Below are 12,898 nucleotides of genomic sequence, written 5' to 3'. Positions count from 1 at the left end.
GATTCCCGGCAGCGTTTGCGAGACCCCGGACTATGAATCTAAAAACAAAAGAAGAAGATTGTTAATCAAGGTTCGTAGTGTTATTCAATTGAAATATATATATTCCATAGGCTATTATTTTAAGTTCAACAACATTAATAATACAAATAGGATGCCTAAAAAGGACAGAGAAATCAAACTTTTTTTTATTTTTTTCCGAATTCAGTTAAAATGAAACGATAATACCAACTGAAACACAAAAAAAGAATGGGAAATTAGGGTTAATCAATTATTGTATTATATATTTGTAGCAAAATGAAAAAACACAGAATCCCTAAATAATGAAAATTTCTTTTTCCAAACAGACTAAAGAACGGGCTTTCAAGCAACTTTATGAGGAATATTATGCCCCATTTTGTTTGTATGCCAAAAGGTTTGTTGACGATAAAGAAACACGTGAGGACATCGTTTCGGATGTATTCACTTCATTATGGGATAAACTGGATACTGACTCTTTTGATCTTCAATCGAACACTGCATTAGCTTACATTAAAATGTGTGTGAAAAATAACTGCCTGAATTTCTTGAAACATCAGGAATATGAATGGAGCTATGCGGAAAATATTAAGAAGAAAGCTCCAGTTTATGAAACGGAACCGGATAGTGTATATACTCTTGACGAACTGTATAAAATGTTGTATGAAACATTAGACAAACTTCCGGAGAACTATCGTACAGTATTTATGAAAAGTTTCTTTGAAGGCAAAACGCATGTAGAAATTGCAGAAGAGATGAATCTCAGTGTGAAATCCATCAACCGTTACAAGCAAAAGACAATGGAACTTTTGCGCAATGAACTGAAAGACTATCTGCCATTGTTACTTTTGTTATTCTATCGCACATAACAGTCTCTCCTTATCATCACATACAAACTATTACTTTTCCGTCTGAAAAATATTAATAGTAAAGTTGCTTTTGACTAATAGCAAACTTCCAATCCTTTATATATAAAGTTACTTTTGACTAATCATAAACTATAAATGCAAGCTTCGTTTTTATAATCAAAGGTTGCATTTATAAAAATAAAACTTGCAATTATATAATCAAAGCTTACAATTATAGTTTATAATAGGCGAAACACAAGTTTACTATTAACCCAAAACAAGTTTACCTATAATGAAGCATAACTTTACTATTAATGATTCAAGCGTAAAATAGCAGTAGATTGTTATACAACTGCTATGAGAAATAACAAGAATGAGTATGAGAAATGCCTGTTTTTAGGGACAGAGCACAGGAAAAATATGAGAAATGCCAACTTTTAAAAGTATTTCTCATATTCTATTACATTATGTTTCAACAGGTTGACTTATATTCATGAGAATATGAGAAATAGAATTGCCAAATCACTCTGGGGGGGGGAGGCTCCCTAAGTTCCTCAATTTACAAGTTCACTAGTTTTACCGGGAACCTCAACTACATTTTGCATCATCATGTAGTTCTATGGATGGGAACTGCTGCGAATGGGAAAGGTATGATGCTGCCAAAGTGCGGCAGCCGACCCGGTCTATTTTGCCGTTTTCCGTCTGTGGAATAGATTCTGTAATAAAAATATGTTTGGGACGATAGTATGGTTCCAATGTTGTCTGCAACTTATTTTCTAGCTCTCTCGTATCCAATTGTCCCACTATCAATAAAGTGACAGCCTGCCCTAAGCGCTGATCCGGAACTGAAGTAATGACAAAGGACGCAGGAATAAACGGGCGAAGTAACTTCTCCATCTCTTCTGCTTGAATCTTAATTCCTCCACTGTTAATCACATTATCTTTCCGGCCTAGAATCATAAAACTTCCATCGGGATAGATACGTGCAATGTCATTGGTTTGCAAAATCTCATCACAGACAAGGGGGGCATCAATCACCAATGTGTTCTCTACGGATAAAGACAGTTTTACTGAAGGAAATGGATAATAATGTTCTGAAGCCGATGCTCCATTCAGACGACGAAGGGCAATATGCGACAAGGTTTCAGTCATGCCATAAGTGGAATAAACGGCAGTCGGAAGATATTTTATCTCCGTTTCCAGAGCCTCATCAACGGCTCCGCCTCCTATAATCAGAATATCCGTTTGCTTTAATCGTTCTTTCTCTTCGGGAACTTGCAACGTATTATAAACTTGCAGGGGAACCATTGCCACAAATCTCAAAGGCTCTTTTATATCCGCTAAAGGATGACCGGAAGCAGGACGTACAATCAAATTCAAACCTACAACCAATGAACGTACGACCACCATCATTGCACCGATATAACGAAGATTCATGCATAATAATGCCGACTCACCTTTCTTCAAATTCAGAAATTCACAAGTCAGACGCGCACTTTGCATCATTTGATCCTTGCGTACCATCAGTTCTTTAGGTATACCCGTGGAGCCCGATGTATGAACTGTAATAACAGGAGAATCATTAAACCATTCGTTCAGGAAAAGATATAAATTCCAATAAGCAGAAGAATGAGCTTCTGCTCCTCCTGCTATCAGTTGGCTTATATCTTCAAAAGTGTATTCTTTTCCTTCCAGTAGCAAGCGCTGTTGTTGTCGATCAAATATCATCAGAATATCCTTTAAATACCACTAAATACCATCATTTACAAAACCACAGGCAATCTTTTCTGATTTCAAGAGGCACTTCTATATTGTCAGTAAAGAGCATACCCGTTCCCAATCCTTGTGGCAACGGATTATTGAATGTTGCACACCAATGGGCGATAGCGTTCAAACCAATGTTGGACTCTAAAGCGGAAGTGATCCACCAGCCGATATGTTGCTTTTCCGCTTCCATAATCCATTCATCTCCTCCGCATATTCCTCCGTGGAGAGATGGTTTAATGATGATATATTGCGGACGGATGGTTGCCAGCAGTTTCTTTTTTTCATCCAGCGTGTTGCATCCTATCAGCTCTTCATCCAATGCTATCGGCAACGGAGATTCAGAAGTGAGCCGGGCCATTTCCTCCCATTGTCCGGCACGGATCGGCTGTTCGATAGAATGTAAATCAAATTCCGACAGACGTTTCAGTTTTTCCATTGCATCACCCGGAGAGAAAGCACCGTTTGCATCTACACGCAACTCTATTTCTTTAGAAGAGAAATGGGTACGAATATGGCGTAACAACGCCAATTCTTTTTCAAAATCGATAGCACCAATCTTTAGTTTGACACAACGGAATCCGGCTTCCATCTTTTTCTCGATTTGGGATAACATGTGATCAAAATCTCCCATCCAAATCAAACCATTAATTTGAATCCCTACCTCTCCACGAGAAAAAGCCGTATCGGACAAAGCCCAACTCCCTGCAAAGAAATGCCAGATAGCCGTTTCCAAGCCAAATAAGATGGAAGGATACTGGCATAAAACATCCTTATCCCACATTCCTTGTTCTTTCTCTACTTGCCGACAAAATCTTTTTAATATATCTTCGTAATCAGGAAGATCGTCACAACTTAAAGCGGGCAAAGGTGCACACTCCCCTATTCCCACTCTGCCAGGGAAGTCAGGAGAGGTAAAATGAAGATACCAAACTTTACGCGTAGTATATGTTCCTCTGGAAGTCCCGGCAGGTTGCTTGAAATGGAGCAATCGGGGAATAATTTCTATTTTACAATTCATCGTGAATAATTTTTCAATTCACCACAGAATAACACAGAGCCTCACGAAGTTTTAACAAGTTATATCTCTTGCAGTTCTCCTACCATTCTCTCATCCACAGTCTTGCTTTGCAGAAAATCGGGCTTAAACGCAGGAAAAGCAAACTCTGTGGTACTCTGTGGCAAAGCCGATTTTAAGGGAATTTCGGATATTGTTTGAAGTTCGGTTTACGTTTCTCCAGAAACGCATTCTTGCCTTCCTGTGCTTCATCAGTCAGGTAATAGAGCAACGTTGCGTCACCTGCCAATTCCTGAATACCTGCCTGACCATCCAGTTCGGCATTCAATCCTGCTTTAATCATGCGCAAAGCCAACGGACTAAGCAACATCATTTCTTCCGCCCACTGTACATATTCGTCCTCCAACTGCTCCAAAGGAACTACTTTATTCACTAATCCCATGTCCAATGCTTCCTGTGCATTATACTTCCGGCAGAGGAACCAGATTTCGCGCGCTTTCTTCTGCCCCACTACACGTGCCAGATATGACGCACCGAATCCGGCATCAAAGCTACCTACACGAGGACCCGTCTGACCGAAAATAGCATTTTCCGACGCAATGGACAAATCACATACCACATGAAGCACATGTCCGCCACCAATAGCAAAACCGTTCACGGCAGCAATCACCGGTTTCGGGATGCTGCGAATCTGCTTTTGCACATCCAATACGCTTAGACGAGGCACACCGTCTTTTCCGATATATCCGCCACGTCCTTTCACATTCTGGTCGCCACCCGAACAAAACGCCTTATCACCGGCTCCGGTAATCACAATCACATCAATATCCGCTTCTTCACGGCAGATGCGCAATGCGTCACTCATTTCAGCAGTAGTTGTCGGAGTAAACGCATTCCGATAGCGCTCACGGTTGATCGTGATACGGGCAATTCCATTATAATAATCAAAAAGAATATCGTCGTATTCTCTAATGGTTGTCCACTCTCTTTGTGTTGACATAATCTATTTTTGTTTTAATTGATGATAATAATTCTTCAACATGCGCGCGTCCTTGTTTTTGTTGGTAAACACCTCCAAGAGCACAGGCTGCTCCATAGCTTCCGGTTGAGTGAAAGTTTTCATCGCTTCAGCCAGTTCTTCGTCATTTTGCGCTTGCAGATAGAGAAACCCACGCTCTTCTGCCCAACCTTTGGCCGATGTTTTATGAACTGCCGCAATAAATTTATGTGAGGTACCCGACATATCCAATCCCGGCAAGGTATGGAAAATCTCTCCTCCTCCATTATTTAACAGAAGAACACGCAGATTGGAGCGAACATTGACGTTCCACAACGCATTCATATCATAGAAGAAGCTCAAATCTCCGATAGCTATAAAGTTCAGTTTGTCGGAAGCTGCCGCATAACCGACAGCCGTAGACAGCGAGCCTTCAATACCGTTTGTTCCCCGGTTGCAACAAACTTCAATCGTAGAAGGAATAGAGTATAATTGTGCATAGCGCACCACCGAACTGTTAGCCAGATGCAACGCACATGACTCCGGCAAGGCTTTCAACAACGTACCGATGGCAGACATTTCCGAATAGGCAAACTCCGGTTCGGGAATGATCTTGCAATAGTTTTCCCACACACGGGGATATTCAGGAGTCCGATTGTCCAGCAAACTGGCTATCTTCTCCAGAAACTCGAACGGGTCCATTTCGATCACCGTAGTTAATGAGCCGTACAAATCGACCACCTCGCCATCCGGCGATACGTGCCAATGTTCTTTAGGCGGATGCTGACGGAGAAACTTCTTCAGCCGTTTGGAAACGACATGTCCTCCATAAGTAATCAACAACTCCGGAACCATCTGGCCGACCTTCTCTTCGGGCATGGCATAAAGCGCCGCATCAAAGTTCTTTACCGGAATACCGGGAACGGTCTGGTTGCCGATATGTTCCGTCAACCAGGCAAAATGTTTATATAATAACTTGATATATCTCTTTTCAAACAGATAGATAAGATTCATCTGACCGATGATAATCATACGCTTCTGGTATTTATTCATCCGGTCGACCAAATCGTTATAATCACGATCGTAGACGTTCAACCCCTGATAACGGGTAATGACACGCACTTCAGGAAGCGAATCGACCGTAAACTGGAACAACGGTTCAGAAATAGGGATATTGATATGTACCGGTCCTTTTCCATGATGGTTCGTTTCCAGCAAAGCTTCATTCACCAGACGATTGCAATACCATTCATCTTCTTCCGTATGAATCTCCGGAAGGTTTACCGACTTCTTAACCAATGTCTGAAATACGCCTGGTTGTGGTACTGTCTGTCCATCCATCTGCCCGATCCAGGCAGCGGGACGATCCGCAGAAATAATGACCAGAGGAACATTTTGATAAAATGCTTCTGCCACAGCCGGATGAAGGTTTAATAATGCAGTACCGGAAGTGCAGCAGACAGCAGCAGGCTTACCACCATTCAACGCAAGACCGATGGCAAAATAGCCGGCACTCCGTTCATCCGTCACCGGATAGCAGGTAAAATTCGGATGGTTAGACAAAGTATGCACTATGGGGGTGTTACGACTACCCGGACACAACACAACCTTAGTAATCCCATGCGCCTCAAGCAACGCAACCAACTGGAGTATGTTCTTCTTGTCTGTATACATGATGATAATTATTAATAGTTTATGATTTTAAAGGAGGCACTGCAATCAGCCGTTTGATGGTTTGCAACTTTTTCTCCGTTTCCAGCCATTCGTCATTCAGTTCCGAAGAGGCCAATAATCCACCGCCGGCATAAAGAGTGAGTTGTTTATCTTCGATATGCATACAGCGCAGGTTTACATACAAGTCTGTTCGCCCTCCCGGATCGAGCCATCCGATAAAGCCGGAGTAATAGCAGCGGTCGTAACCTTCATTCTGCAAAATAAACTGATAGGCTTCTTCCTTCGGCAAGCCGCATACGGCAGGTGTCGGATGCAAAACTTTCAGAAGGTCTCCCAAACCTTTATTATCTTTCAAAGAAAAACGGAAATCAGTTTTTAAATGTGACAAAGCACCGGCATAAGCAGGATATGGCCCGTTTTCTGTAGAATGAATATCCAGTGAAAGAAGCTGCCGACGGATATAAGAAGCAACATAATCTTGTTCTTTCCGGTTCTTTTCATCCCATACTTGCGGCAGTCTGCCATCTTGCAAAGGCTGTGTTCCGGCCAGCGCAACCGTATGCCATTCGTCTTTCTCACCCGATAAAATGATTTCGGGAGTGCTTCCCAGCCAGATCCCTGTCTGCGGAGTATAACATAAGTATATATACGAATGAATATAACGTTTACAAGCCGCCCGAAAGATGGACGAAGGAGAGAAATCAGCTACTTTATCAACTGTAAGATGACGGGAAAGCACTAGTTTATCAAAAGTCCTGTCACGTAACGCATTTATAAAGGTATGAAAGCATGCCGTATATTCTTCCGTGGAAGAAGTCAGAAATGATTCTTGCCCTTGCAGGCGCAAGGCTATCTCCCGGTCTTCTTCCGTATCATCATCCACCGGTAAAGGCTGCCCCCACTGATCGGGTTGAATCAATACAACCGGACATGACTCACTCACCTGAAACGGAGCAATTACAAATCCTCTCTGTCCGTTCAGTTCTTTCAAATCGTATATCAAACGGACCACTCCTTCCGCCTGCGTCAACAGACGGGGAACTTTCTCTCCGGGAATACGGTAAACAGCAAACGGCTGCTTCCGCTGAATAAATGCATCAATAGTTGTCAAGTTACTTATTTCTTCGTCGGTCATCTCTTTTTCATCACACTGTTGACTACCCGTATGGAAGACACCAGTTTGTTTGTTGAAGTAAACACGTCTACATTCCATACGTGGGAGGAACGTCCTTTATGTACAACTGTTCCTACTGCACGCACGGTATCTCCTTCATGTGCAGAAGATATATGGTTTCCGCTGACCTGCATTCCTACTACAATCTCGTCCGGCTGGCAAAGAATCATCGAACCGAGTCCGGCAACTGTTTCCGCCAACGCAAGAGTAGCTCCACCATGCAAAATACCAAAAGGCTGACGGGTACGATGGTCTACCGGCATCGTTGCTTCCACACGATCTTCGTCGGCGTATGTATATTGAATTCCCAAGTTTCCCATTAATGCATGGCGTGCCTGCGCATTCAGTTGGTCAAGGGGAATTTCGGCTGCACGCACTTCGGCTATAATAGCCTTCTCCACTGCAACGGCCACTCCGTCTTCCTCATTCGAAGCAGTCACATAGTCGGCACAGGCTTTCACCGAGTCTTGTGAATGTCCCATAGCTACGCCCAGCCCGGCCAATTGAATCATTGTTACGTCACACACACCGTCGCCCACAGCAATCACTTCCTCACGCTTCACATCCAGTACCTCCAGCAAAGCACCCAAAGAGTTGGCTTTGTCGATAGCGCAGGGAACTACTTCCAGAAAATATGGTTCCGAACGGAATACGTCCAACGCTCCGTTCAATCGTCTCTTCCAGTGATCTTCCAGACCAACCAGTGCTTCTTCGTCATCGCTCACCAGCATACACTTACAAGGAGCAAAATCAACGGCAGCAGAAAATTCTTCTTCTTTGATTATTTGCAGGTTATTCAACCGGGCTTCATTTTGGATATGTTCATTTTCAGGAGAATCCGTTATGATCGTATCATCATGATAAGTGAATAAGGCAAAACCGTTTTTACGGGCTTTCTTTTCCAGATACGGCAACATTTCGGGATTAATCCGACGTTCAAACAGAATTTCCCCGTTTTGTGCATTGATAATCTGACAGCCATTATAGGAAAGGATAAAACCTCCATAGTTTCCAAGTTCAAGCATCTTGGCCAGCGGCATCAGGCCATAAGTAGGTCTGCCGGATGCCAGCACAATACGTACTCCCATTTGCTGAACCTTCAACAGGGCAGCCAATGTACGCTTACTAATTTCTTTCGCATCATTGAGGAGTGTTCCGTCTACATCAAGAACCAATAATTTATACTTCATGATTACACGATTTTGATTTAGATTACAAAGGTAGGAAATTGAGTGAACGACAGAAAGCGTAAACAGATAAAAATTACTTTAATTTCAATCTTTCAAACGCATTTCCAGATAATCGCGGAGGATACGGGCATGATTATACACCGGTTCTTTGGAAGCGTAAAGCAATGTTATCACCGGATGCGGCTTGATAAGAGTCAGAAAATCAGCCGTTGAGGAAGAAGCGTCAAGTTCTTTCTGATACTGTACGACAAAATCTTCCCAGTGTCCGGGAATATCTTCGTGAAACCATCTACGCAATGTGGAAGACGGTGTGATGTCTTTTGCCCAATAATCGTACTTCAGCCATTCTTTCTTCATTCCACGTGGCCATAATTTATCTACCAGTACCCGGTAGCCATCTGTTTCTGAAAAATCGTCGTAAACCCGCTTTATCCTTACCTGTATCATTTCTATTAATAGTTAATTATAAATAGATAAACCGGAAAATGCGAAAATTGTTTAGCAGAATCCACTCAATTCTGTAACGAATCCTGTGCTTTTTTAAATTCGTAAGGAGTCATTCCCGTCTTTTTCTTAAAAAGATTGTATAAAATCGGGGTGCTATTAAATCCGGCCTCATCCGCAATGGCACGTATCGTATAATTAGGATGCTTTTTCATCAGTTCAATGGCATAATTAATGCGCAATTCATTGATATATCCATTGAAATTGGTTCCGGTACATTCTCTTATCATCCTCGCAAAACGTGCGTTATTCAGATGTACGATTTGTGCCAGATCTTCTCTCGACAATTCTGAAGAAAGATATAACTGTTTCTGAATCACGATATCATTCAGTTCCTGAAATATCTTTTTATTCTCTTCTTCTTCCCCACTTTCTTTATCTGTATCGTTAGCAAGTTCTTCCAGTTCTTCGGGTGAAATACGTTCCGGTTCAACCTCCGACACAACAGCCAGTTGTTCGTATACTTCCGATAGCTGGTTCCCATCTTTTCTATTAGCAAATTTCTCGTTTATAAGCCTGGCAAGCATCCTGTTCTTATATTCGACTATATGATTGAAATGCCACAAACGCCAAACGATAAACAGAGTCAACACAACAATACACGCAAGAAAACAGAGGGTAATATTTCTTATTTTTAATTGAAAAGCCTGTTCGGCAATATATTCTTCTTTTTCAGAAGCGCCGTACATTGCATTCAATTCCAATGCAGCATTGTTTCTATCCCGGGTATTGATACTATCTGTTATAGTTAAAATCGTTTCACGTATCTCGGCAGCTTCTTTGTATTTATGCATACCCAAATATGCCTTCACTTCCTGTCGAAGGACAGTCAGATACTGTTCATTCAAAGTATCCTGCTGGGTTCTCATCAATTCCTTGAACCCCCTGCAATTATCAATAACCTTTTCATATTGTCCGGAAAGCGCCAAATAAGGAACCGAGTACATTTTTCCGTCGGGAGTATGAGACTCTTTCTTTGATAAGTATTTCTGATAATATTGCTCCGCCTTCTCATATTTCTTCTCCATACAATAGATGTAGGCTAATTTGGCATATAAATAACTATATTGGCCATCTACATAATCTTCAGAGATTTGAGGTACTTCCTTAAGCCGTTTAATCTGCTTTTCACGCTCAAAACCCACTTTCAATGCCTCATCAATTCGAGAATCATTCATTAAAAAGCTCATTTCTGCTCCATAGTAATAAGAGAGCAGCATCATTTCCCGCATCTCCTTTGAGCCCCGCAAAAGCTCAATAGTCCGGTTAAAATAATCGTATGCTTTATCTTTAAAAGATAATCTCCAATTATTCTCCCCCATACAGAAAAATAACCTGGCTTTGGCTTCCCTGTTCCCTAACTCTTGCGCCTGCCTGATTCCATCTAGTGCATAACGCATACTTTCATTATATTTACTCATCATTGCCGAAAACTCAGCCAAATGTACTGTCATTTTCAGCATGTGTTTCGGATCTTTTTGATATATGGAATCAAGCAAATAAGCTTTCCTTGCATACATAAATGCCAATTTATTCATATACATATTACTATATGATAAACTACGCAATTCATTTACAACCCGCAAAGGAATCGTTTTCCTGTCCTCCGCTTCGTCCAGTAATTGCAGAGCACGCCTAGGTTCGGGAATATAAATATTCCTGATATATTTCTCCGTATACAGAGAATCATCAGTTAAAGTTTTATCAGCCCTCGAAAATTGATTGTGTACAAATAAAAGCACCAAAATACATACAAAAAAACGCATAAGATCTTACCGTGTTTTAATCATTCAGCATCCAAAGATATGTATTTTCCACAAAAAGTGCAAGGTGCATCTTAATTTTGCAAAATTAAAATAAGAAACATTAGCTATCTTCTTATCCCAATCCTAGTTTCTGATAAATCTTCATCTCACAGAATCACAAGCCTAAAGCCTTCCCCAACCGGGCTTCAATACACGCGCTCAAATCGGTTGTAACAAACTTCCCATTATAAAAAAGAGTAAAGATAGTGGCTGGTGTAGGCGCATTTTGTGCTTGTTCCATGGTTTCTAATTCTATTATTTTTAATGGGAGATCCTTACTCTTGGCTGCATTGACCAAAGAACCGCGAACATGGAATTCTGTAAACGGACAGCGATGAGTATAATACACTACTATTCCATCCCGGTCAGGACACTCACCTGTCAATACACTGTCGTTGAATGAAGGATCGGGAACAGCCGGATTTATTTTCAAAGCCAACAAACTGAATCCGTAAGGAAGTTTTTCTATAGTTTGGAAACCTTGTCGCAGCAGCCATTTTGTATCACTCATAAAATGAAATTTAGAAGTGCCCACTACGGTAACTAAACCATCTTTTCCCTGCAATTTCGCATCATCAATAGCAGACTGCAGCAAAGCCTTACCATGCCCGCATCCTTTATATTTACCCGACACCCAGAAACAATTTATCATCAGATAATTAGGAGCACTGACAGGAACCCACGCCTTTTCAGCAGGACCATATTCGATGAACACTTTCGCCCGTTCGTCAATACGTCTGAAAACATAACCATTATCAAACTCTTTTTTCAGCCATGCTTTTTTTAACTCATAACTATCTTTGCATTTCTTATCCGAAAAGGCACAGCATATATGTTCGTCCGCAATATTCTCCTTCGTCAAAGTGATGTAATTTGTTTCCATAATATTTTATTTAATAGGTTTAAAAATAACAGATCAATAAGCACTCATTATTATGAGTTATTAGAAAATCGCCAAGCTAATATTCTGCTGCTTTTAGTTCCCTGCTGCATTCTGATAATCTTATATTCCGATACATTCACAGACTTCAATTTAGCACATAGCTTTTCAAGATTCTTTTCTTTTGAAACCAAGCTGGTAAACCATCCACAGTTCTTCTGATATTTCTGACTCTCGGAGATCATATTCAGTATAAAACGGATTTCTCCACCCTCACACCAAAGTTCATTTGCACTCCCGCCAAAATTTAATTGTACTTTTTTCACCTTCGTCCCCTTCAGGCTACTCAATTTGCGCAAGGTTCCGTCTTCCGCTTCTTCCTTCGAGCTATGAAACGGAGGGTTACAGATCGTAACATCAAAATACTCGCCAGGCATGATAATTCCATCAAAAATTTTCCGACTGTCTTTCTGAAGTCGCAAGTCAATCTTATGTGCCAATACCGGGTTGCAAGTCACTATCTTCCGTGCATTCTCAATCGAGACCGGATCAATATCACTGCCCACAAATGTCCATCCATATTCTGTGTGCCCTATAATCGGATAAATACAATTTGCACCTACCCCAACATCCAGACATCTGCATTTCGTTTTCTGTTCGTTCGCATCTTCCTCCTCTGTCTGCAAATCGTTCGCTACCCTATCCGGCTGAATAAGATCGGCAATATAATGAATATAATCCGCTCTTCCAGGAATGGGTGGACACAAGTATTGTTTCGGTATATCCCAGTACCGAATGCCATAATAACTGATTAATAATGCTTTATTTAAAGCTTTTACTGCTTGCGGATTAAAAAAGTTTATAGTTTGTACACCCAGAGGATTAAGTGATACGAATCTCTTAAGTGGAGGATAATTTTCTATCAACAACAGAAAATCGTATTGACCATTGTGCTTATTTCTTATATGTAACTCACCTTTTTGCGCCATGTCGGCAAAGATACAGAGAAATTTCCTGTCTGCAAATTTT

General features: G+C 41.2%; 11 protein-coding genes. 1 reads left to right on the top strand and 10 read right to left on the bottom strand.

The window, feature by feature from the left end; translation table 11 throughout:
- The first annotated feature begins 320 nt into the window (after positions 1-320).
- Positions 321-884, top strand: a complete 564-nt coding sequence (locus tag BSAG_RS12210) for an RNA polymerase sigma-70 factor (protein ID WP_004315177.1) — start codon at positions 321-323, stop codon at positions 882-884.
- 567 nt (positions 885-1,451) lie between these two features.
- Here BSAG_RS12210 and BSAG_RS12215 read toward each other — a convergent pair.
- The 10 genes from BSAG_RS12215 to rlmF form a co-directional block, all read right to left on the bottom strand.
- Positions 1,452-2,591 carry an AMP-binding protein gene (locus BSAG_RS12215; RefSeq protein WP_008019070.1) on the bottom strand — a complete coding sequence of 380 codons (1,140 nt, stop codon included), beginning with the start codon at positions 2,589-2,591 and terminating at the stop codon, positions 1,452-1,454.
- A gap of 31 nt (positions 2,592-2,622) precedes the next feature.
- A complete protein-coding gene (locus BSAG_RS12220) occupies positions 2,623-3,648 on the bottom strand; it encodes an o-succinylbenzoate synthase (protein ID WP_008770858.1) in 1,026 nt (341 codons plus the stop codon).
- 172 nt (positions 3,649-3,820) lie between these two features.
- Positions 3,821-4,645, bottom strand: coding sequence for a 1,4-dihydroxy-2-naphthoyl-CoA synthase (menB, locus tag BSAG_RS12225; RefSeq protein ID WP_004310001.1), 825 nt, complete (start codon positions 4,643-4,645; stop codon positions 3,821-3,823).
- A 3-nt stretch (positions 4,646-4,648) separates the two neighbouring features.
- Positions 4,649-6,316: a 2-succinyl-5-enolpyruvyl-6-hydroxy-3-cyclohexene-1-carboxylic-acid synthase gene (gene menD / locus BSAG_RS12230; protein WP_004315180.1), complete on the bottom strand. Its 1,668-nt coding sequence runs from the start codon at positions 6,314-6,316 to the stop codon at positions 4,649-4,651.
- Positions 6,317-6,335: 19 nt separating this feature from the next.
- Positions 6,336-7,451: an isochorismate synthase gene (locus tag BSAG_RS12235; protein ID WP_004315181.1), complete on the bottom strand. Its 1,116-nt coding sequence runs from the start codon at positions 7,449-7,451 to the stop codon at positions 6,336-6,338.
- The gene (locus BSAG_RS12240; protein WP_004315182.1) at positions 7,448-8,680 is read right to left on the bottom strand and encodes a Cof-type HAD-IIB family hydrolase; all 1,233 of its coding nucleotides are present in this window, start codon (positions 8,678-8,680) and stop codon (positions 7,448-7,450) included. Before BSAG_RS12240 ends, BSAG_RS12235 begins: the two co-directional genes overlap by 4 nt.
- Before the next feature lie 84 nt (positions 8,681-8,764).
- Positions 8,765-9,127 carry a DUF488 domain-containing protein gene (locus BSAG_RS12245; protein WP_004315183.1) on the bottom strand — a complete coding sequence of 121 codons (363 nt, stop codon included), beginning with the start codon at positions 9,125-9,127 and terminating at the stop codon, positions 8,765-8,767.
- A 65-nt stretch (positions 9,128-9,192) separates the two neighbouring features.
- Positions 9,193-10,950 (bottom strand): helix-turn-helix domain-containing protein, encoded by a 1,758-nt coding sequence (locus tag BSAG_RS12250; protein ID WP_004315184.1) that lies wholly within the window; start codon positions 10,948-10,950, stop codon positions 9,193-9,195.
- Positions 10,951-11,104: 154 nt separating this feature from the next.
- The gene (locus BSAG_RS12255) at positions 11,105-11,872 is read right to left on the bottom strand and encodes an N-acetyltransferase (RefSeq protein WP_004315185.1); all 768 of its coding nucleotides are present in this window, start codon (positions 11,870-11,872) and stop codon (positions 11,105-11,107) included.
- 50 nt (positions 11,873-11,922) lie between these two features.
- Complete coding sequence (rlmF, locus tag BSAG_RS12260) at positions 11,923-12,858, bottom strand: 23S rRNA (adenine(1618)-N(6))-methyltransferase RlmF (RefSeq protein ID WP_004315186.1); 936 nt, start codon at positions 12,856-12,858, stop codon at positions 11,923-11,925.
- Positions 12,859-12,898: the final 40 nt, after the last annotated feature.

Source organism: Bacteroides sp. D1, assembly GCF_000157095.2.
Lineage (GTDB): Bacteria > Bacteroidota > Bacteroidia > Bacteroidales > Bacteroidaceae > Bacteroides > Bacteroides xylanisolvens.
The sequence above is the reverse complement of the archived record's forward strand: the minus strand, read 5'-3'. Positions and strand labels throughout refer to the sequence as shown.

Coding starts and splice junctions, on each gene's coding strand:
- rlmF (WP_004315186.1), bottom strand. CDS start 12,858: ATGGCGCAAAAAGGTGAGTTACATATAAGAAATAAGCACAATGGTCAA.
- BSAG_RS12250 (WP_004315184.1), bottom strand. CDS start 10,950: ATGCGTTTTTTTGTATGTATTTTGGTGCTTTTATTTGTACACAATCAA.
- BSAG_RS12245 (WP_004315183.1), bottom strand. CDS start 9,127: ATGATACAGGTAAGGATAAAGCGGGTTTACGACGATTTTTCAGAAACA.
- BSAG_RS12220 (WP_008770858.1), bottom strand. CDS start 3,648: ATGAATTGTAAAATAGAAATTATTCCCCGATTGCTCCATTTCAAGCAA.
- BSAG_RS12240 (WP_004315182.1), bottom strand. CDS start 8,680: ATGAAGTATAAATTATTGGTTCTTGATGTAGACGGAACACTCCTCAAT.
- menD (WP_004315180.1), bottom strand. CDS start 6,316: ATGTATACAGACAAGAAGAACATACTCCAGTTGGTTGCGTTGCTTGAG.
- BSAG_RS12210 (WP_004315177.1), top strand. CDS start 321: ATGAAAATTTCTTTTTCCAAACAGACTAAAGAACGGGCTTTCAAGCAA.
- BSAG_RS12255 (WP_004315185.1), bottom strand. CDS start 11,872: ATGGAAACAAATTACATCACTTTGACGAAGGAGAATATTGCGGACGAA.
- menB (WP_004310001.1), bottom strand. CDS start 4,645: ATGTCAACACAAAGAGAGTGGACAACCATTAGAGAATACGACGATATT.
- BSAG_RS12215 (WP_008019070.1), bottom strand. CDS start 2,591: ATGATATTTGATCGACAACAACAGCGCTTGCTACTGGAAGGAAAAGAA.
- BSAG_RS12235 (WP_004315181.1), bottom strand. CDS start 7,451: ATGACCGACGAAGAAATAAGTAACTTGACAACTATTGATGCATTTATT.